Annotated in this window: 21 protein-coding genes; 17 read left to right on the top strand and 4 right to left on the bottom strand. The window is 66.4% G+C overall.

Features of this window, described 5'->3' with window-relative positions:
* Positions 1 to 174: 174 nt before the first annotated feature.
* Together ACFQZZ_RS10285 and ACFQZZ_RS10280 are read right to left on the bottom strand one after the other, a co-directional pair.
* Positions 175 to 1,008 (bottom strand): SDR family oxidoreductase, encoded by an 834-nt coding sequence (locus tag ACFQZZ_RS10285; protein ID WP_378677342.1) that lies wholly within the window; start codon positions 1,006 to 1,008, stop codon positions 175 to 177.
* Positions 1,005 to 2,630: an aldehyde dehydrogenase family protein gene (locus ACFQZZ_RS10280; protein ID WP_378677339.1), complete on the bottom strand. Its 1,626-nt coding sequence runs from the start codon at positions 2,628 to 2,630 to the stop codon at positions 1,005 to 1,007. Before ACFQZZ_RS10280 ends, ACFQZZ_RS10285 begins: the two co-directional genes overlap by 4 nt.
* Positions 2,631 to 2,793: 163 nt before the next feature.
* Between ACFQZZ_RS10280 and ACFQZZ_RS10275 the strand changes: the two genes are divergently transcribed.
* A complete protein-coding gene (locus tag ACFQZZ_RS10275; protein ID WP_378677336.1) occupies positions 2,794 to 4,092 on the top strand; it encodes a PucR family transcriptional regulator in 1,299 nt (432 codons plus the stop codon).
* Positions 4,093 to 4,115: 23 nt separating this feature from the next.
* Here the strand turns inward: ACFQZZ_RS10275 and ACFQZZ_RS10270 are convergent, their stop codons facing one another.
* A complete protein-coding gene (locus tag ACFQZZ_RS10270; RefSeq protein WP_378677333.1) occupies positions 4,116 to 4,373 on the bottom strand; it encodes a DUF2277 family protein in 258 nt (85 codons plus the stop codon).
* A 200-nt stretch (positions 4,374 to 4,573) separates the two neighbouring features.
* On the opposite strand from ACFQZZ_RS10270, the gene ACFQZZ_RS10265 reads away from it, so the two are divergent.
* Positions 4,574 to 5,407: a DUF1266 domain-containing protein gene (locus ACFQZZ_RS10265; RefSeq protein ID WP_378677330.1), complete on the top strand. Its 834-nt coding sequence runs from the start codon at positions 4,574 to 4,576 to the stop codon at positions 5,405 to 5,407.
* Here ACFQZZ_RS10265 and ACFQZZ_RS10260 read toward each other — a convergent pair.
* The gene (locus ACFQZZ_RS10260) at positions 5,387 to 6,277 is read right to left on the bottom strand and encodes a hypothetical protein (RefSeq protein ID WP_378677327.1); all 891 of its coding nucleotides are present in this window, start codon (positions 6,275 to 6,277) and stop codon (positions 5,387 to 5,389) included. The genes ACFQZZ_RS10265 and ACFQZZ_RS10260 overlap by 21 nt on opposite strands.
* 364 nt (positions 6,278 to 6,641) lie before the next feature.
* Between ACFQZZ_RS10260 and ftsH the strand changes: the two genes are divergently transcribed.
* The 15 genes from ftsH to ACFQZZ_RS10185 all read left to right on the top strand — a co-directional run bounded on the left by ftsH (position 6,642) and on the right by ACFQZZ_RS10185 (position 20,121).
* The gene (ftsH, locus tag ACFQZZ_RS10255) at positions 6,642 to 9,041 is read left to right on the top strand and encodes an ATP-dependent zinc metalloprotease FtsH (protein ID WP_378677324.1); all 2,400 of its coding nucleotides are present in this window, start codon (positions 6,642 to 6,644) and stop codon (positions 9,039 to 9,041) included.
* Between the two features lie 175 nt (positions 9,042 to 9,216).
* The gene (gene folE, locus ACFQZZ_RS10250; RefSeq protein ID WP_378678353.1) at positions 9,217 to 9,828 is read left to right on the top strand and encodes a GTP cyclohydrolase I FolE; all 612 of its coding nucleotides are present in this window, start codon (positions 9,217 to 9,219) and stop codon (positions 9,826 to 9,828) included.
* A gap of 62 nt (positions 9,829 to 9,890) precedes the next feature.
* The gene (folP, locus tag ACFQZZ_RS10245; protein ID WP_378678350.1) at positions 9,891 to 10,718 is read left to right on the top strand and encodes a dihydropteroate synthase; all 828 of its coding nucleotides are present in this window, start codon (positions 9,891 to 9,893) and stop codon (positions 10,716 to 10,718) included.
* Positions 10,715 to 11,086, top strand: a complete 372-nt coding sequence (folB, locus tag ACFQZZ_RS10240) for a dihydroneopterin aldolase (RefSeq protein WP_378677321.1) — start codon at positions 10,715 to 10,717, stop codon at positions 11,084 to 11,086. The genes folP and folB overlap by 4 nt, the downstream gene beginning before the upstream one ends.
* A gap of 194 nt (positions 11,087 to 11,280) precedes the next feature.
* On the top strand, positions 11,281 to 11,826 hold the full coding sequence (gene folK, locus ACFQZZ_RS10235; protein WP_378677318.1) for a 2-amino-4-hydroxy-6-hydroxymethyldihydropteridine diphosphokinase: 546 nt from the start codon (positions 11,281 to 11,283) through the stop codon (positions 11,824 to 11,826).
* Positions 11,823 to 12,299 carry a DUF3180 domain-containing protein gene (locus ACFQZZ_RS10230; protein WP_378677316.1) on the top strand — a complete coding sequence of 159 codons (477 nt, stop codon included), beginning with the start codon at positions 11,823 to 11,825 and terminating at the stop codon, positions 12,297 to 12,299. Before folK ends, ACFQZZ_RS10230 begins: the two co-directional genes overlap by 4 nt.
* Positions 12,300 to 12,369: 70 nt before the next feature.
* Positions 12,370 to 13,362, top strand: coding sequence for a DUF6779 domain-containing protein (locus tag ACFQZZ_RS10225; protein ID WP_378677313.1), 993 nt, complete (start codon positions 12,370 to 12,372; stop codon positions 13,360 to 13,362).
* 158 nt (positions 13,363 to 13,520) lie between these two features.
* Complete coding sequence (locus tag ACFQZZ_RS10220; RefSeq protein WP_378677311.1) at positions 13,521 to 14,459, top strand: Rossmann-like and DUF2520 domain-containing protein; 939 nt, start codon at positions 13,521 to 13,523, stop codon at positions 14,457 to 14,459.
* Entirely contained in the window at positions 14,459 to 15,412 is a 954-nt protein-coding gene (gene panC / locus ACFQZZ_RS10215) for a pantoate--beta-alanine ligase (protein ID WP_378677308.1), read from the top strand. Before ACFQZZ_RS10220 ends, panC begins: the two co-directional genes overlap by 1 nt.
* A gap of 15 nt (positions 15,413 to 15,427) precedes the next feature.
* On the top strand, positions 15,428 to 15,847 hold the full coding sequence (gene panD, locus ACFQZZ_RS10210) for an aspartate 1-decarboxylase (protein WP_378677305.1): 420 nt from the start codon (positions 15,428 to 15,430) through the stop codon (positions 15,845 to 15,847).
* A 5-nt stretch (positions 15,848 to 15,852) separates the two neighbouring features.
* Complete coding sequence (locus tag ACFQZZ_RS10205; RefSeq protein WP_378677302.1) at positions 15,853 to 16,650, top strand: type III pantothenate kinase; 798 nt, start codon at positions 15,853 to 15,855, stop codon at positions 16,648 to 16,650.
* A 179-nt stretch (positions 16,651 to 16,829) separates the two neighbouring features.
* A complete protein-coding gene (locus ACFQZZ_RS10200) occupies positions 16,830 to 17,450 on the top strand; it encodes a cysteine dioxygenase (RefSeq protein ID WP_378677300.1) in 621 nt (206 codons plus the stop codon).
* Between the two features lie 8 nt (positions 17,451 to 17,458).
* Positions 17,459 to 17,881, top strand: a complete 423-nt coding sequence (locus tag ACFQZZ_RS10195) for a rhodanese-like domain-containing protein (RefSeq protein WP_378678347.1) — start codon at positions 17,459 to 17,461, stop codon at positions 17,879 to 17,881.
* Between the two features lie 297 nt (positions 17,882 to 18,178).
* Positions 18,179 to 19,645: a lysine--tRNA ligase gene (lysS, locus tag ACFQZZ_RS10190; RefSeq protein ID WP_378678344.1), complete on the top strand. Its 1,467-nt coding sequence runs from the start codon at positions 18,179 to 18,181 to the stop codon at positions 19,643 to 19,645.
* Positions 19,646 to 19,761: 116 nt separating this feature from the next.
* Entirely contained in the window at positions 19,762 to 20,121 is a 360-nt protein-coding gene (locus ACFQZZ_RS10185; protein WP_378678341.1) for an Lsr2 family protein, read from the top strand.
* The last annotated feature ends 6 nt before the right edge of the window (positions 20,122 to 20,127 follow it).

The following is a 20,127-nucleotide window of genomic DNA, read 5'->3' as shown; positions in this document are numbered from 1 at the left end:
ATCGGCATCGACGCCCACAGGCGGTATTGCCTTGTTGGATAGTGATATTCGTCACAAATAGGTTTGTCGAGTGGCTCGGACTGACCCCGGCTCGGACGCCATCTCGATAGACGAAAGGCGCTGTGGTCGTGAAACCACGACCACAGCGCCTCGACTCGCGAGCCGATCAGACCATCAGGCGCTACGCGCCCGATCCTCGTATGCCTTGCGCTTCTCGGCGTCCACGTCGCCGAGGAACGCCTCGCCCGAACCGAGCGCCCTGGCCAGACCATCGGCGACGGATTCGGGAAGCAGGTTCACCAACTGCGAGACAAACCCGGCTACCGCCGTCACCCTGACTTTCGACTTCGGCGCGACGATCAGCCCGACGACGGCATCGGCGATCTCCTCCGGCTCGGCCGAGCGCAGCAGCTTCGGGCCGCTCACGCCGGAACCGAGTTCGGTATTGGTCAGCGTCGGCAGCACCGAGGAGAACTCGACGCCCGAACCCCGGTACTCCTCGCGCAGCGTGTCGGTAAATCCGAGCACCGCGTGCTTGCTCGCGTTGTAGGTGGCCAGACCCGGGATGTGGGTCTCGCCTGCCAGCGACGCGATATTGATGACGTGCCCGCGCTTGCGCGGCAGCATGCGGGCCAGGCCCAGCTTGGAGCCGAGAATGACGCCGTAGACATTGATGTCCAGAATTCGGCGGGTGATCTGGTCCGGCTCGTCGACCAGCTTGCCGGTCGGCATGATGCCCGCATTGTTGATCAGCACATCGATCGGACCGACGGTGCGTTCCACCTCGTCGAGGAAGCTTTCGAACGAGCTGGGATCGGTGACATCGAGCTTGCCGTAGAGCGCGAAGTCGCGCGCAATGCCCGACTCCTTGACGGTCGCCTCGTCGATATCGCCGATCGCGATCTGGGCGCCGAGCGCCTGCAGCGCGGTCGCCGTGGCCAGGCCGATGCCGCGTGCGCCGCCGGTGATGACGACGACCTTGCCGCGGATCTTCGCCGCGTCCGTCATTTGTTGTCTCCCTTGAGCTTCAGCAGTGCCGGAATGTCGACGCGCCGCAGGCCACGGGCGCCTGCGGCCCGCATCGCGCCGAGTGCGATCAGCAGCTTGGGCATCTGGTACGGGAACCAGATCAGTTCCTTCTGCTGGGTGGGCAGGATCGGCCTGGTGATCGCTTGCTGGCGGCAGTACTTGCGGACGCCATGCGCGCCGCCCCAGCGGGCGCCGACGCCGGACTGGCCCCAGCCGCCCATCGGCAGCGCGAAGTTGAACAGGTTGGAGAAGACGTCGTTGATATTGACCGCGCCCGCATTCAGCTGTCGCGCAACGCGTTCTCCGCGATCCTTGTCCCCGGTCCACACCGAGGCCGACAGGCCGTAGATCGAGTCGTTGGCGAGCCGAACCGCCTCGGCCTCGTCGGCGACCTTCACCACCGGCAGTGTCGGGCCGAAGGTCTCCTCGTTGATGCACGACATGGTGTGGTCGACATCCACGAGAACGGTTGGCTCGAAGAAGGTTCCGACACCGGTTCGCTTGCCGCCGGTCAGCACCTTGGCCCCGGCCGCGACGGCCTCGTCGACGTGCCGCTGCACGATCCGCACCTGGTTCTCGTTGGCGAGCGCGCCGACATCATGCTTGGACTCGCGGCCGTCGAGGCCCTGGCGCAGATCCTGCACCGCGGCGGTCAGCTTCGCGACGAACGTGTCGTAGATCGGCGCTTCGACGTACACCCGCTCGACGGAGATGCACACCTGGCCCGCATTGAACATCCCGCCGAAGGCGATGCCGTGCGCGGCGCGGTCGAGGTCGGCATCGGCGAGCACGATGGCCGGATCCTTGCCACCCAGCTCCAGACTGTAGGGAATCAGCCGCTCGACGCAGGCTGCGGCGATCTTGCGGCCGGTGGCGGTCGAGCCGGTGAACTGGATGTAGTCGGCGTTCTCGACCACCGCGGCGCCGGTCGCGCCAGAGCCGGTGACCACGGCGAACACCGGCGGCGCGCCGATCTCGGCCCAGCCGCGGGCCAGTTCGAGCGCGGAAAGTGGGGTCACCTCGGACGGCTTCAGGAGCACGGCGGCACCCGCGGCAAGCGCCGGGATCACGTCGATCACCGGCATGGCCAGCGGGAAGTTCCACGGCGTGATGACGCCGACCACCGGGTACGGCTTGTGCACGGTGGTGAGCTTCTTGACGCGTGCGAGTGGACTGTGCGGCGACGGGTGCTCGTCGGCGAGGAACTTCGCGGCGCGACGCGCGTAGTACCCGGTCAGATCCACCGAGAACGCGGGGTCGATGAGGGCGTCGACGCGCGGCTTGCTTGTTTCCGACTGCAGCACGTCGGCGAGGCGTTCGGTGTTGTCGACCAACCAGTCCTGCAGCTTCAGCAGCCATTCTTTGCGCCCGTCGGGGCCGATGGCCTCCCACTCCGGCTGGTACAGCCGAAGTTCGCGCACCTTTGCCGCGACCGCGTCGGCGGTCTCATCGGGCACTGTGCCGACGACCTCGCCGGTGCCGGGATTGCGCACCTCGATGATGGCGGGATCGACCGGCGCGGCCGGATCGACTTTTTTCGCGGGCGCTTTCCGTGCCGGAGTCTTCTTGGCCGCGCCTGCCGCGGATTCGGTGTTGGTCACTGCTGTTCTCCCACTGACGTTGTGCTGTGAACCGCTGGTGTGAATGACTACTGTGAATCAACTCACTGACCTATGATCGTGGCACAAGTGCGCGGGACTTTCTTGGACCGATTTGTCAACGGACGCGGCGGTATTTGTTCCGAAAGCACAAATCGGAGGAATCATGACGCAAAGCTCGCGAGCCAGCTCCGGTGCTGTCGGTCCCAGCAGCGAAGTGGTGCGCGACTGGCTCGCCGAATACGTGTACGAAACGATGCGGTCCGAGACTCTCGAACAGGTCGTCGATCGTCTCGACGGCGCGATCGTCGCGCGCATCCCGGAGTTGGCCGATCGCGATATGCGCCGCGACCTCGCGGCAAGCACCCGCGCGCACGCCAGGGTGGTGCTCAGCGGCCTCACCAATGACGCTTTCGAATTCACGCTGCCCGAGGAGGCGCACGCGTTCGCGCGCACGCTTGCCCGCCGCGGCTACGACCTGCGCCTGCTGCTGCGGACCTATCACGTTGGTCAGGAAGCGGTGCTCGAGTACATGACCGAGGCCATCGACGAGCGGACGCCACCACCGGAGATCGAGCGTGCGGTGCTGCTGCGCCTGTTCGAGCGGTCGACCAGGTGGGTGAGCATCTCGGTGGAGATGCTCACCGACACCTACATGGAGGAGCGTGAACGGGTCATGCGCGCCGCCCTCAATCGGCGCACGGAGACCGTGCGCGCCCTGCTGGCCGGTGACGAACCGGATATCGAGCAAGCTTCGCTGCGGCTCGGCTACCGGCTCGCCCAGCAGCACCTGGCGTTCGTGCTGTGGACCGACGAACCCGCGGGCGGCGACGGCGAGATGAGCGGACTGCTCGACCGGGTCGCGGCGCGACTGGCGGCCGCGCTCGGCAGCGGTCGGGTGCTCAGCATGCCGTCGGGGGCGAGCGGGATGTGGGCATGGGTCGGTCTCGACGACGAACAGCACGCCACCGAACTGGCCGCGCCTGGCCAGCTCGAGCGCCTGACGTCGGAACTGGTGGAACCGCCCGTGCGGGTCGCGTTCGGGGTGCCCGCCACGCACGTCGCCGGATTCCGGCAGAGCCATCGTGAGGCGGTCGCGGCAAGGCAGGTTGCCGAGCGAGGGCTGGTTGACGCCGATCGGGTCACCGGGTATCGCGAGGTGGAGATCGCCTACCTGGTCGGTGCCGACGCCGCGGCGATGCGCGCGCTCGTCAGCAGGGAGTTGCGGGTGCTGGCCGGTCGTGACGCCAATGCCGCCCGCCTACGCGAGACACTGCACGCTTATCTGAAGAGCCATCGCAGCCCGGAGGCCGCGGCGAAACTGCTAGGTGTGCACAAGAACACGATTCGCTACCGGATGCAGCGGATCGAGGAACTGCTCGGTCATCCGATCGAAGAGCGCAGCCTGTCGTTGGAACTCGCACTGACCTGCGTCGCCGCCTATGGTGCCGACGCGTTGCAGTGATCAGGCCGCTGTCACCGCGCCCGTTACTCCGCCGCGTCGCGGGTGGCGCGGTGTAATGGTGGCTCGGTAGTCGGCGCGACCCGGCCATCGGGTAGATCCGCGAGCAGTTGCGTTGTGGCCGCCGCAATAGCCGCGACGGCCTTGTCGACGGCGGCTTTCGTGGTTGTGCTCAGGCCGGAAACGCCACCGACCGTACGCACATACTGCAGTGCGGCAGCGTAGATTTCCTGCTCGGTAGGGGCAGGTTCCAGGCCACGCAGGAGGGTGATGTTTCCACTCATGCGTGCACATTAGCCCTCTTAAACCGGATACGGCAGGTCAAAAATGCTGTGTTCGATGTGCCGCGCCTGCGGCGCGGCGTGTTCGCGGCCCCGAGGGCTCGCGTCCGAGCGTCCGAGACTCGCGCCTGCGGCGCCGACTCCCGCGGATTCGCTTGGCGATTACACAGGTTGTTTCAAGATCGATGGGGAACAATCGGGAGATGCCTGCCCGCGGTGTACCCCCTCTGACCACCTTCCCCTACGAAGAGCTGGACAAGCGGGAGGAGGACCATTGGTCCGGCGCCGCGGTATCCGATGACGAACTGCGGTCGTTGGCGTTGGGCGCCTTCTATTCGGCTCGATGGGATGCCTTCCACGACGCGCTGCTGCTCGGCCCGGAACGCGACCATCCGCTCGGCGACCGCCGTGAACTCGCCATCGATACGCTGACCGGCGCATGGGGCATCACCGATGGCACCGAGGCGCAGGCCTCGATGGAACAGTTGCTCGACGGCATGCACGCGCCGCTGTATGCGATGGTGCATCCGCTGGTGATGGCGTCGATCAATGCGAGCGAGCGGGATCGGTTCGGCGAGCGCGCCGATCGGCACCGCGCTTTCCTACGTCAGGTCGGCTCGTTCCGTGGCATGGACAATCCCGAGGCGCTGGTCCGCGATTACGACATCTGGTCGCAGGCGATCAAGATCGGTTTCACCGATCACCTCGCACGGCCGCTGCCAAGCGATATCCACGCATGGGACCTGGCCAGGGTGGTTGCGGTGGCTCGAATGGCTTTCACCGCGGGTTATCTCGATGCCGATGTCGCGTGGGACTACCTCGCGCGCGCATTGCCGCTCGCGCAGCGCAAGTATCAGAACTGGCGTCAGTTCGGCGATGCCTACCTGACCGGCTGGACCTACTGGCAGGCCTGCGAGGACCTCGCCGAGCTCAAGAACGGCGGCGTCGACCGGCGCATGGAACTACTGCGTCTGTGGACGCGCACGACCAGCCCGTGGCGGCGCATCGGCTTGCAGTCAGTTCCCGTCGGGGAGTGACCGCAGGATCCCGCGCCCATAGCGCTGGAACTGTGTGTCGTCGACCATGCCGAGCGAATGCCGCTCGACTAGTAGTTCCCACTCGGAATAGAGCTGGGAGACGCCGGGATCGGCCGGGCCGGCCGCACCGTCGGCGGAATCGCGCCGGACGGCGAAGTTCACCGCACAGGTGACCCGCTCGGTGTCGGCCCGATCCGCGCCGGTGAAATGCAGCGTGACATTGCCGTCGTGCACGTCGATGCCCGTCTCGCCGCGGATAGCGCCGATCTCACCCGGTGCCACCGCGGCACCCTCGGTGGTGCGGGCCCACAGCACGGCTGGGATGGGTAGCTCGTGGGCGAACCGCGCGCCGGTGCCGATGGAGATGAACAGCAGCCGCCCGGTGGTCGCGGCAAGCAGCCCGGGTCCGGTGCCCGCGGGCGGGTGCGCCACCGCGATCGCGGTCTCGAGCACGTATTCGTCCGCTGTGACATAGCGATGCAGAGCGGCTATCGCCGACTTCGCTTCGCGCTTGGGTGCCATCCGGCGCACGGCCCGATCCACGTCCGCGCGAGTCGGTCCATTCTTGCCCCACGCTGGGGCTGGCGGGTTCAGATCGGGGGCGGCCACATCGATGCGCTGCGATGCCAGGATCTGATCATTGATCCGATCGACGATCTCGGTCGCTGCGGGGACATCGTGTTCTGCTATCAATACCGGTAGTGGAGTGCGGTCCGCTGGCACGCCCGTGAGCACCGGAGTGGGGTAACGAAGGTAGATCTCGATCACGACGGCGTCATCGGCGCGCCGGTTCAGCCGGACCTTCAGCAGGTCCGTGACCGGCACATCCAGTACGCGCTCGCCATCGATGCCCGGTCGCAGAACGATCAATCGCCCGCGCCCGTGGCGCACTATCGCTGTGGGTGTCCGTAGCTCGACTATGTCCATACCCCCTGCGCTCTTGTTGTGTCGTCGCTCACGATAGGCCGAACATGCCATGATTGTGACCACTTGGAGTAACCCGACCGGAGACTTCGGGAACCACCGTGGTTCCCCGGCCGTTTACCTGTCGAACTGCCCCAACTGCCGAACTGCGCGATGTATCGAGTAGACCGTACGCGGTAACGTGGCATGTCCGCATCCGAACCCACCGGACCCCGGCTGGGCGAAGGGTGAGAACTGGCACCGCCGACCCCGACGCTTCGCAGGCATGCACCGGAGAACCGGAAAGGACTGGCCGCCCGGCCTACGCTCTATGAACCGCAAGACTGTGTTTCGCACCCTGGCCATAGTCTCGGGCATCTTGCTCGTGATCTATGCGTTCAGCTATTTCGGCAATGACACGCGCGGCTGGAAGAGCGTCGACACCTCGGTGGCGTTGACTCAGCTGAACGACAAGAGCAACGTCAAGAACGTCCAGATCGACGACCGCGAGCAGCAGCTGCGCATCGAGCTGAACAACGGCAACGACGCGACCAGCAGCTCCAACAAGATCATCGCCAAGTATCCGGGCGGTGGTGAGGCGTCCGCGCAAGTATTCGACGCCGTGCAGAAATCCGGCGCACCTTTCAACACCGTGGTCAAACAGGAGAGCTGGTTCACCCAGATCTTGCTGTTCGTGCTGCCGATGGTGATCCTGCTCGGCCTGTTCATCTTCGTGATGTCCCGCATGCAGGGCGGTGGTCGCGGCGGCATGATGGGCTTCGGTAAATCGAAGGCCAAGCAGCTGTCCAAGGACATGCCCAAGACCACATTCGCGGATGTGGCCGGCGCCGACGAGGCCGTCGAAGAGCTCTACGAAATCAAGGACTTCCTGCAGAACCCGGTTCGCTACCAGGCTCTCGGCGCCAAGATCCCGAAGGGCGTGCTGCTGTACGGCCCACCCGGCACGGGTAAGACGCTGCTTGCCCGCGCCGTTGCCGGCGAAGCGGGCGTGCCGTTCTTCACCATCTCCGGTTCTGACTTCGTCGAGATGTTCGTCGGTGTCGGTGCCTCTCGGGTGCGTGATCTGTTCGAGCAGGCCAAGCAGAACAGCCCGTGCATCATCTTCGTCGATGAGATCGACGCGGTCGGCCGCCAGCGTGGCGCGGGCCTCGGCGGTGGTCACGACGAGCGTGAGCAGACCCTCAACCAGTTGCTGGTCGAGATGGACGGTTTCGGCGACCGCACCGGCGTGATCCTGATCGCGGCGACCAACCGCCCCGACATCCTCGACCCCGCGCTGCTGCGTCCTGGCCGGTTCGACCGGCAGATCCCGGTCAGCAACCCCGACCTGGCCGGTCGGCGCGCGATCCTGCGGGTGCACTCGCAGGGCAAGCCGATCGCACCCGAGGCTGATCTGGACGGTCTGGCCAAGCGCACCGTCGGCATGTCCGGCGCCGACCTCGCGAACGTGATCAACGAGGCTGCCCTGCTCACCGCACGTGAGAACGCCGCGGTGATTACCGGCGTGCAGCTCGAAGAGTCGGTGGACCGCGTTGTCGGCGGCCCGCGCCGCAAGAGCCGGATCATCAGCGAGCACGAGAAGAAGATCACCGCCTACCACGAGGGCGGCCACACCCTTGCCGCGTGGGCGATGCCGGATATCGAGCCGGTCTACAAGGTCACCATCCTGGCCCGCGGTCGCACGGGCGGTCACGCCATGACGGTGCCCGAGGACGACAAGGGCCTGATGACCCGCTCGGAGATGATCGCCCGTCTGGTGATGGCGATGGGTGGCCGCGCGGCCGAGGAACTGGTGTTCCACGAGCCGACCACCGGTGCGTCCTCGGATATCGACCAGGCCACCAAGATCGCGCGAGCCATGGTCACCGAATACGGCATGAGTGCTCGCCTCGGCGCGGTGCGCTACGGCCAGGAGCAGGGTGACCCGTTCCTCGGCCGCTCGATGGGCATGGGTTCGGACTACTCGCACGAGGTCGCCGGCGCTATCGACGAGGAGGTGCGCAACCTGATCGAGGCCGCGCACACCGAGGCGTGGGCGATTCTCAACGAGTACCGCGACGTACTCGACGTGCTGGCCACCGCGTTGCTGGAGCGAGAGACCTTGCACCGCAAGGATCTCGAGGAGCTCCTCGCGACGGTGGACAAGCGGCCGCGGATCACCGCGTTCAACGACTTCGGTGAACGGCTGCCTTCGGACAAGCCGCCGGTGAAGACGCCGGGCGAGCTGGCCGCCGAGCGTGGCGAGCCGTGGCCGCCGCCGGAGTCCATCGTGCCGCCGGTGCCCGCAGGCGCCGGGGCCAACGGCTATCCGGAGGCCGTCTACCAGAACCCACCGCAGTACGGCTATCCCGCACCGCCTGCGCCCGGTTACCCGGCACCCCAGACCCCGACTGCCGCCTACCCGCGCCAGGGCGGCGGGACGCACGGTTCGCGGCCGGACTACGGCGCCCCGGCCGGTTGGTCGGCGCCGGGCTGGCCGCCGCGGGACGAGCCGCAGCAGCAGTCCGGGCAACCCGGCTACGGCGGCGGTTGGCAGGGTCAGGGCGAGCCGCAGGCGCGGCACGGCTACCAGCAGCCGTGGAACCAGCCGTCCGGTGCACAGCCGGGCGCGGGCCGCGGTGACCAGGGCGGCTACGACGAGCCGGGTCGGGGCAACTCGAACGACGAGGGCGAAAACCACGATTGGGATGGACCGAACGGTCGGCACTGACACGTGACGATTAGGCTCGACCATCGGGGTGCCGAGTAATTGCCGGCATCCGAGATTTTGGAGGTGTCCTCGATTGTCGGCCAAGAATCACGTCGGCGGCCACGCGCTTGCGGAGTCGGACAATGGCCAGTCGGAGATCGGCCAGTCGGACAACCGTGAGCACAACAGTTCTGAGTTGGCTGTGACCAAGCCGGAACTCATTGCGCTGGAGACAGGCCGGCCGTTCGACCAGGCCCGCGCTGAAGCCGCGGTACGGGAGTTGCTGCTGGCGGTCGGTGAGAACCCCGACCGCCCCGGCCTGATCGACACCCCGGCTCGCGTTGCCCGCGCCTACCGGGAGACGTTCGCCGGCCTCTATATCGAGCCGGATTCGGTGCTGAACACCACGTTCGACGAGGGCCATCAGGAGCTCGTGCTGGTGCGCGACATACCGATGTACTCGACTTGCGAGCATCATCTGGTGTCCTTTCACGGTGTCGCGCACGTCGGGTACATCCCCGGCACGCACGGCCGCGTGACCGGGCTGTCCAAGCTGGCCAGGCTGGTCGATCTCTACGCCAAGCGCCCACAGGTGCAGGAGCGCCTGACCAGCCAGATCGCCGACGCCGTCATGCGCAAGCTGGATCCGCGCGGCGCGATCGTAGTGGTCGAGGCCGAGCACCTGTGCATGGCGATGCGCGGCATCCGCAAGCCCGGTGCGAGCACAACCACTTCCGCGGTGCGCGGTCTGCTGCAGTCAAGTGCCGCCTCGCGTGCCGAGGCCCTCGATCTCATTCTGCGGAAGTGAGCGAGTTCGCGGTGTCCGGTCTCGAGAGCGTCACTCCGCGCGGGGGACGTTCCTGTGTGGTGATGGGCGTCGTGAACGTCACCAGTGACTCCTTCTCCGACGGCGGCAGATACCTCGACCCCGGCCTGGCCATCGCGCACGGCGTCGAACTGTTCGAGTCGGGTGCCGACATCGTCGATGTCGGTGGCGAATCGACCCGCCCCGGCGCCATCCGGATCGATCCGGAGACCGAGGCCGCCAGGGTGGTTCCCGTAATTCGTGGACTGGTCGCCGCGGGTGTGCCGACCAGCGTCGACACCATGCGAGCGAGTGTGGCCGATGCGGCACTGGCAGCCGGAGTTTCCGTGGTGAACGACGTATCGGGCGGCCGATCCGATCCCGACATGGTGAAAGTCGTCGCGGCGGCGGATGCTCCGTGGATTCTCATGCACTGGCGGGCCGGGGCCGACTATCGGCACACCGGGCCCGCTGACCACTACGACGATGTCGTCGCCGAGGTGCTCGCGGAGCTGTCCGCGCAGGTGGATCTGGCCGTCGCGGCGGGTGTCGATCCGTCGCGGCTGATCCTGGATCCCGGCCTCGGCTTCGCCAAGAACGCCGAACACAATTGGGCCCTGCTCGGTGCACTGCCGGAGCTGGTCGGCAATGGATTGCCGATTCTCATCGGTGCGTCGCGCAAACGTTTCCTCGGCGCGCTGCTCGCCGATGCCGCGGGCCCGCGCCCGCCGGATGGTCGCGAGACCGCCACCGCTACCATTTCGGCGCTGGCCGCCCAGCACGGCGCGTGGGGTGTGCGGGTGCACGACGTCCGCGCCTCTTTGGATGCCATTGCCGTCACCGACGCCTGGCAACGCGCTGCCCGGCAGAATTCACGAGGAGCGGACCGATGAGCGACCGAATCGAGCTACGCGGCCTGCGCGCTTTCGGCCATCACGGAGTTTTCGAGCACGAACGCCGTGACGGGCAGGAGTTCGTCGTCGACCTCACGGTGTCGGTCGATTTCTCCGTCGCCGCGGCGTCGGACGATCTCGCGGCCACCATCGACTACGGCCAGCTCGCCGAACGGGCCGTGCGAATCATCAAGGGCCCGCCGCGCAATCTCATCGAGACGGTGGTCTCCGAGATCGCCGACGATGTGATGACCGACCCGCGTATTCAGTCGGTCGAGGTGGTCGTGCACAAACCGTCCGCGCCGATCCCGCATACCTTCGCGGACGTCCGCGTAGTCACCGCGCGGTACCGGGAGAACGCGGCGTGAGACTCCACGGCGATGCGCCGATCAGTGGCGAGGTGGAGTCGTGAGTGAGCGCAGCGAGCGAACCGTGTCTCAGTGCGCGTCGCGCACGACGGAGCCGAGCGTCAGCGAGGTGGAGTCTTGAGTGAGCGCAGCGAGCGAACCATGTCTCAGTGCGCCTCGCGCACGACGGAGCCGAGCGTCAGCGAGGTGGAGTCGTGAGCAGGGCCGTGCTGTCGATCGGGTCGAATCTGGGGGATCGGCTCGCGCATCTGCGCAGCGTGGTCGAGGGCTTCGGACCACGGGTTGTCGCGGTGTCACCGGTGTATTCGACCGCGCCGTGGGGCGGGGTCGAACAGGATGACTATCTGAATGCCATTGTGCTGGTTGATGATCCGGAACTCGGCTGTCGAGACTGGCTGCACCGCGGCTGGCAGCTGGAACAGGCCGCCGACCGGGTGCGCGAGGTGCGCTGGGGCGCAAGGACTCTCGACGTCGATGTGATCTGGTGCGCCGAAGCGGACGGCGTCGCATGCCGCAGTACGGATGCGGAGCTGACGCTGCCGCATCCACAAGCGCACAATCGGGCCTTCGTCCTCATCCCATGGCTGGACGTGGAGCCGGACGCGATTATCGAGGTCGACGGCACGCCGCGGCGGGTGCGCGAGTTGCTCGACGGACTCGACGCCGCCGAGCGCGCGGGCGTGCGACCGACCGAGTTTTCGCTGGCATCGGCCGAGCCCTCGGAGGGGGCGTCGTCATGAAGCTCAAGCCGACCCGAATCTGGGATCTGCTGGCGAATGTCGTCATCGCCGCGGTCATCGCGTGGGTCGCCACCCGGCTGGCCTACAGCAATTTCCCGCCGATCTCGGTTTACGCGGGTGCGTCGCTGTATCCGGTGGCGGCAATCGAGGTTGCGCTGGCCTTCGTGATCCGCAGCCGTGTCAACGACCACGAGATCGGTAACGGCACCCACCAGCTACATCCGATCACCGCGGCCCGTGCGGTCGCGCTCGCCAAGGCGTCCGCGCAGGTCGGGTCACTCGCCGCGGGTGTCTGGCTGGGCTTCCTGTGCTGGGTGCTGCCACAGCGTGGGACGCTGCGCGCGGCCGCGGCGGACAGTCCGAGTGCGGTCGTCGGCATGATGGCGGGGGTTGCGCTGGTTGCTGCGGCCCTGTGGCTCGAGTATTGCTGCCGTGCGCCCGATGACCCGTCAGACGATCCAGCAACCACATAGCAAATATTTTCGCCGGAATAGCCGCACCGTATTCTGGGCGCGGCTCGCCATCCAAGCTACCCTGGCGTCCATGGTTTCACCCTCCCGTAGCAGCACTTCCCGTCGTCGGCGGGACGATGCGGGAAAATTGTTCATTGGTGTCTTGATTCTGCTCGGTCTGGTTGCCAGCGTTTTCCTAGTTTTCACCGACAGCCTGCAATTTGTTCGAATCGGGCTGGTTGCGGCCCTGTGGGCGGCCGTTGTGGGCGCCTTGGCCGCGACGCGGTACCGCAAAGAGGCCACGATCGATAAGGCGAAGGTCCGCGACCTGCAGACGGTTTACGAGCTCCAGTTGGAGCGCGAGATCACCGCCCGCCGCGAATACGAGCTCGGCATCGAGTCGCGGGTGCGCGCGGAGGTGGGCGCCGACGCCACCGAGCTCGCCGCGCTTCGGGCCGAACTCACCGTGCTCCGGCAAAGCCTGCAGCGACTCTTCGACGGCGATCTGCCGATGGACCGGCCCGCACTGCGGGCCGACGCGACCCGGATCCAGGAGCTGCCGAGTGCGCTCGGCGACTCGGCGAACAATAGCTCGGGGAATGCCGACGGCTGGGGTTTCGCGGCGGCTCAGCAACCACGCAGCAGCGTCACTCCGGTGTTCGTCGCCGATCATCCTGAGCAGCCGATGTTCGCGAGTCCCTTCGACGAACCGGTCACCGCCGAGACCGCCGCGGTACCGCTCGAGCCCGACGACGACCTGAGCGACGCCGAGATCACCGTCGTCGACATCGATGACGATCGGCACACCGGGCCGCTGCAGGCGACGGCCGGTTGGGCCGATGCCTTCACCGAAGAGCCCCCGACCCCGGAGCCCATCCAGCAGCAGCAGCCGACGCCGCAGCCCGCCGCACCACGGCCGACCCCGCAGCCCCGCTCGACCACCTCGGCGCCGGCCGTCGGCACACCGAGCTCTCGCAGGCGCCGCCGCGTCGACCCCGACGTGGACTCCGGCAATTCCTCGCGCCGTCTCTCGGTCGCCGAGATCATGGCCAACCTGCAATCCGAGGAAAACGGCCGCCGGTAGACCTACTGCGGTGTAAATCACGCCGGTACCGCATGGCATCGGCAAACCCGTGGCCGATATCCTCGTGACGTAACGTCCGGTACCCGCATGGCGGGACTGGAACGGATCAAGCGCTTGGACGGACGCGTGTCCGGCCATCGCACTTCGAGAGGACAACGTTGACCTCGAGTTCTGGCAACGAGCCTGCGGGCTTCGACCCGGCGCCCGCACGACTGACGGTCGGAATCGTCTCGGCGGGACGTGTCGGCTCGGCACTTGGTGCGGCACTCGAGCGCGCCGGACATGTGGTGTTCGGCGTTGCCGCGATTTCCGATGCTTCCGTGCAGCGGGCGCGTACCCGGCTGCCCGATTCCGAGATCCTGCCCGTTGAACAGGTGGCGGCCCGCAGTGAGCTGTTGTTGCTCGCGGTGCCCGACACCGAATTGGCCGGGCTGGTGCGCGGTCTCGTGTCCGCGGGCGTGGTGCGGCCGGGCACGATCGTGGCGCACACCTCGGGGGCCAATGGCGTCGGCGTGCTTGCCCCACTGGCCGCGGCGGGCGCGTTGCCGCTGGCCATCCATCCCGCGATGACCTTCACCGGACACGACGAGGACCTGGCCCGGCTCGGCAACGCCTGCTTCGGGGTCACCGCGGCCGACGAGGTCGGCTTCGCCATCGCGCAGGCCCTGGTGATCGAAATGGGCGGCGAACCGGTCCGCGTCCAGGAGGAGAACCGCCAGCTTTATCACGCGGCGCTGGCGCACGGCAGCAACCACCTCGTCACGGTGATCGTCGACGCGGTCGATGCGCTGCGCACGGCGCTGTCGGGGCCCGGCCTGCTCGGCCAGCAGATCGTCGACGATCAGCCGAACGGTTTGGCGGAGCGGCTGCTTGCCCCGCTGGCTTCGGCCGCCCTCGACAATGCCTTGCGCCGCGGCCAATCCGCGCTCACCGGCCCGGTGGCGCGCGGCGACGCGGACGCCGTTGTGGCGCATCTCACCGCGCTGGAATCGGTCGATGTCCGGCTGGCAGCGGGCTATCGCGCGATGTCGCTGCGCACGGCCGAGCGCGCCAAGACCGATCCCGCCCTGATCGAACTGTTGGAAGGACGCCGATAATGGATCCGAAATTGCGCGGTACCTTCCGGCCGGGCGAACTGACCGTGCACCACGATCCCGCGGTGATCCAGGCGGTTTCGAAGGCGCTGCGCGGCGTCGGCCGCACCGTAGGCCTGGTGCCGACGATGGGTGCGCTGCACGAGGGGCACCTGGAGATCGTGCGCCGCGCCAAGCGGACCAACCAGGTCGTGATCGTCTCGATCTTCGTGAATCCCTTGCAATTCGGCGCGGGTGAGGACCTGGACAAATACCCGCGCACCCTGGACGCCGATGTCGAGCTGCTCCGCGGGGAGGGCGTGGAATTGGTGTTCGCGCCGAGCCCGGCCGATATGTACCCGGACGGCATGCGGACCACCGTGCACCCCGGACCGGTCGGCGCGGAGCTGGAAGGCGCGAGCCGCCCGACGCATTTCGCGGGTGTGCTCACCGTGGTCGCGAAGCTGCTGCAAATCGCGAAACCGACCGAGGCGTTCTTCGGTGAGAAGGACTACCAGCAGCTCACGCTGATTCGTCAGCTGGTTCGGGATCTGAACTTCGACGTGAAGATCGTTGCGCTGCCGACGGTCCGCGAGCCCGATGGTCTCGCGCTGTCCTCTCGCAACCGGTATCTCGATGCGGCGCAGCGTGAATCCGCGCTGGCGCTGTCGGCCGCGCTGGCCGCGGGCAAGCATGCCGGTGGCCTCGGCGCCGACGCCGTGCTCGCCGCGGCGCGTGGTGTCCTCGATGCCGCGGCAGGCGTCGAGGTCGACTACCTCGAACTGCGGTCCTCGACCCTGGGTCCCGCCCCCGCCAACGGAAATGCCCGACTGCTGGTCGCGGCCCAGGTCGGTGCCACCCGGCTGATCGACAACACGGCCGTAGCGCTCGGCGCACCGATAGACGGTGGCCACCCCACTCTTCCCGATTCGCGCGCAGCCGCGGACGACTCCCAGCCTGCCCAGGCCAACATTTAGGAAAGGGCGACGACGATGTTGCGCACCATGATGAAGTCGAAGATCCACCGTGCCACGGTGACCCACGCCGACCTGCACTACGTCGGCTCGGTGACCGTCGACCAGGATCTGCTCGACGCCGCCGATCTGCTCGAGGGCGAGCAGGTCTGCATCGTCGACATCGACAACGGCGCTCGGTTGGAGACCTATGTGATCGCGGGCGAGCGCGGTTCCGGCGTGATCGGGATCAACGGCGCCGCTGCACATCTGGTCCACCCTGGCGACCTCGTCATCCTGATCGCCTACGGGATGATGGACGAGGCCGAGATCCGCGAGTACGCCCCGAAGGTCGTATTTGTCGATGACCGCAATCGTCCGACCGACCTCGGCTCCGATCCGGCGCATGCGCCGGAGGGCTCCGGCCTGGTCACCCCGCGCTCACTGACCGTCGTCTGACGGCCATGCTGCTGGCCATCGATGTCCGCAACACCAGCATCGAGCTGGGCCTTTTCTCCGGCAGCGGCAGCCATGCCAAGCTGGCAAGGCACTGGCGGATACATACCAACCCGCTGCTGACCGCGGACGAGTTCGCCATGCAGGTACGCGGGCTGGTCGGCGCGCAGGTGGCGGAAATTGTCGGGGTCGCTGCGCTGTCGACGGTCCCGCCGGTGCTGCGCGAGATCCGGACGATGCTTCACCGCTATTGGGAGAATGTGCCGCACGTGGTGGTGGAACCCGGTGTGCGCACCGGAATTCCGCTGCTGGTCGACAATCCCAAGGAAATCGGCGCCGACCGCATCGTGAATACCCTTGCCGCGCATCATCTTTACGGCACCGCCGCGATCGTGGTCGATTTCGGCACGGCGACCACCGTCGATCTGGTTTCGGCGAAGGGTGAATTCCTCGGCGGGGTGCTCGCGCCGGGTGTGGAGATTTCCAGCGAGGCGCTGATCGAGCGCGCCGCACTGCGCAGGGTGGAGCTGGCCCGCCCGCGCTCGGTGATCGGCAAGAACACCGTGGAAGCTATTCAGTCCGGCGCGATATTCGGTTTCGCAGGCCTTGTCGACGGCCTGATCGATCGGATACGCGACGAATTCGATGCCTTTGCCGGTGACGATGTGACGATCGTCGCGACCGGTGCGAGCGCGCCGCTGATCGTGCCCGAGTCGGAAACAATCGATCACCACCAGCCGCACCTGACCCTGACCGGCCTGCGACTGGTCTACGAACGCAACCAGCGCCGCAAGGGAACTGTTTGATGGCCCCCGGCTTTCCACCGCTGGGAAAGGGCATCCGGGTGGCGGCCGAGGCTCTGCTACACTCGCAATCGTGAATTTCCGCGTGCGCACCCAGGAGTGTTGTCGAGGCTGACCTGGCCTCGACCGTTCGAGGCTGACTTAGTCCCTCGACCGTTGACACATCTCCTGGAGATTCGCTCATGCGTTCTTCCGTTCTTTCCCTTTCTTCCGCCCGGGACGCCTTTTCGGCCACCCCGCCGTTGGATCGTGCTGTCGCGCCCGCACTACCCACCCGCCTGCGTCCCGCCGATCTGCTTCGGCTGACAGACGAGGGCGCCGAGGATGTGCTGAGCGGCCGTTACGACCATCTGCTCCCGACCGAGGGGGTGTGGCCGTCCGACGAGCGCTGGGCGACCAGGCTGCTCGCCGATGACGAGGTCGATGTCTGGCTGATCAGCTGGACCCCTGGCAAATCCACCGAATTGCACGACCACGCCGGATCTCTCGGCGCCTTGACCGTGCTGAGCGGCGCCCTTTCCGAATACCGCTGGAACGGAACGGAATTGCGCCGGCGCACGCTCACCGCGGGCGATCAAGCCTCCTTCCCGATCGGCTGGGTGCACGACGTGATGCGCGCACCCGCCGGACCGCGTCCGGTTACCGACAACACCGTTGAATCCGTCGGCCCCCTCGATCCGACGCTCAGCGTGCACGCCTATTCGCCCCCGCTCACCGCCATGTCCTATTACGAGGTCACCGGCCACGGCACCCTGCGGCGCACCCGAACTGTCCTCACCGACCAGCCCGAAGGTGATATGTAATGACCCGTTTGACCATCGATCAGGTACTCGACAACGCGCGGGCCCAGCTGAACCGGATCTATGCGTTCGAATTGCCGAAGGCGCTCGAACGGGGCGCGATTCTGGTGGACATCCGACCCCAGGCGCAGCGCGGTCGCGAAGGATCGCTGCCCGGCGCCCTGGTGATCGAGCGGAATGTGCTGGAATGGCGATTGGATCCCACCAGTTCCGCCCGTTTGGCGCTGGCCGCCGATCACGATGTGGAATGGATCATCGTCTGCTCGGAGGGCTATACCTCCAGTCTCGCCGCCGCCGCGTTGCAGCAACTCGGACTGCATCGGGCGACCGATGTGATCGGCGGCTACCAGGCGATGAAGGCGGCGAGCCTGCTTACCATCGGAATCCGGGCGCCGCACTTCGCGCGTGCGGTCGACTCGCTCGCCTCGCTGTAATTGCCGTCGATTTAGTTCTATCTCGAAATACTCCGTGGCACAGTAGGTTTCGTGGCACAGCGGGACCGGCGGGCGATCTCGGCCTGCGAAAAACCGGCCGAGGTCGCGCGCGGGAACCGGTACCGACGCGTTACTCCGCAGTAGTGGCTGGGCGGCCCGCAAAACGATTTCCGGTGCCCGCTAGTGTTGTTGGATGTGAGCACCCCGAACACGCCCTCGTCCGGTCGCTCTGCGGGTTCGGTTCCTGCGGAGCAATCAAGCCCTCCCGCGCCGGAAGTAGATGACGCGCCGGAGCAGATACGGATTCGCAGGGAGAAGCGCGAGCGGCTGCTCGCCCAGGGCGGTGAGGCATATCCGGTGGTCGTGCCGCGCACGCATACCCTCGCCGAAATTCGGGCGGCCTATCCGGAGTTGGCGCCGGACACGCAGACGGGCCTGCAGGCCGGTGTCGCGGGCCGCGTCATATTCATGCGTAATACCGGCAAGCTATGTTTCGCGACACTGCAGGAGGGCGACGGCACCAAGCTGCAGGCGATGATCAGCCTGAACGGTGTCGGCGCCGATGCGCTCGCGGCCTGGAAGTCCGATGTCGACCTCGGTGACTTCGTTTTCGTGCACGGCGAGGTCATCTCGTCGCGGACCGGCGAATTGAGCGTTATGGCCGATTCCTGGTCAATGTCGGCCAAGTCGCTGCGGCCGCTGCCGGTCGCGCACAAGGAGATGAACGAGGAGTCCAGGGTTCGGCAGCGCTATGTCGATCTGATCGTGCGCCCCGAGGCCAGGGAAATGGCGCGGACCAGGGTCGCGGTCGTTCGTGCGATGCGCGATGCGCTGGAGCGCCGTGGTTTCCTCGAGGTGGAGACCCCGATGCTGCAGACGCTGCACGGTGGTGCGGCGGCCAGGCCGTTCCGTACCCATTCGAATGCCCTCGATATGGACCTCTACCTGCGAATTGCGCCGGAACTGTTCCTCAAGAGGTGCGTGGTCGGCGGCCTGGAGCAGGTCTTCGAGATCAACAGGAACTTCCGCAACGAGGGTTCGGACTCTACGCATTCGCCGGAGTTCGCGATGCTGGAAACGTACCAGGCATACGGTACCTACGATGATGCGCAGCGCATGACCCGAGAATTGGTACAGGAAGTTGCGCAGGCGGTGTTCGGCACGCAGGTGGTGACCCTCGCGGACGGTACCGAATATGATCTGCGCGGCGAGTGGGCGACGGTCGAGATGTACCCGTCACTGTCTGATGCACTGGGTGTCTCGGTCACTCCCGAAACGTCGGTTTCAGAATTGCGCGCACTTGCCGATCGCGTCGGTCTGGAAATTCCGGAAGACAAGGGCTATGGCCACGGCAAACTTGTAGAAGAACTGTGGGAACACCAGTACGGCGACAAGTTGTACGCCCCCACATTCGTGCGCGACTTCCCGGTCGAGACCTCACCGCTCACCAGACAGCATCGGAGCAAGCCTGGAGTTACCGAGAAGTGGGACCTCTATGTGCGCGGCTTCGAGTTGGCAACGGGCTATTCGGAGTTGGTCGATCCGGTGATCCAGCGCGAGCGGTTCGTCGACCAAGCGCGGTTGGCCGCGCAGGGTGACGACGAGGCGATGGTCCTAGACGAAGACTTCCTTGCCGCGATGGAGCACGGCATGCCTCCGACAACGGGTACGGGTATGGGAATCGATCGGTTGTTGATGGCACTGACAGGATTGGGAATCCGCGAAACGATACTGTTCCCAATTGTGCGTCCAGTCACTCGCTGACCATCTGATTCCATACCGAAGGTCCCCGTCTTGGAATTTTCGAAATTCGGGGTATTCTTGCCTCGGGTAATCGGCCTAGTATGCGGGTCGCACGATTTCGAGAGGACGTTCATCTCATGGCAAAGAAGGTCACCGTAAGCCTGATCGATGATGTCGACGGTGAGTCCATCGCGGACGAGACCATCGAGTTTGCGATCGACGGTGTGTCGTACGAGATCGACTTGTCGACGGCAAATGCGGCGAAGCTGCGCGACGGGCTGGAAGAGTGGGTTTCGAGTGCTCGCCGCGTCAGTGGTCGGCGTCGTGTCAAGGCTGCGGTCGCGGCGGCGGGAAGCCCGAAGAGCCGGGTCTCCATCGATCGCGAACAAAGTGCTGCAATTCGCGAGTGGGCGCGCCGTAATGGCCACAAGGTATCCGCGCGTGGTCGTATCTCCGCGGACATCACCGATGCGTACAACAAGGCCGCGAAGGCCTGAGTTTCT

The organism is Nocardia sp. GCM10030253, from assembly GCF_042675075.1.
GTDB lineage: Bacteria > Actinomycetota > Actinomycetes > Mycobacteriales > Mycobacteriaceae > Nocardia.
The sequence above is the reverse complement of the archived record's forward strand: the minus strand, read 5'-3'. Positions and strand labels throughout refer to the sequence as shown.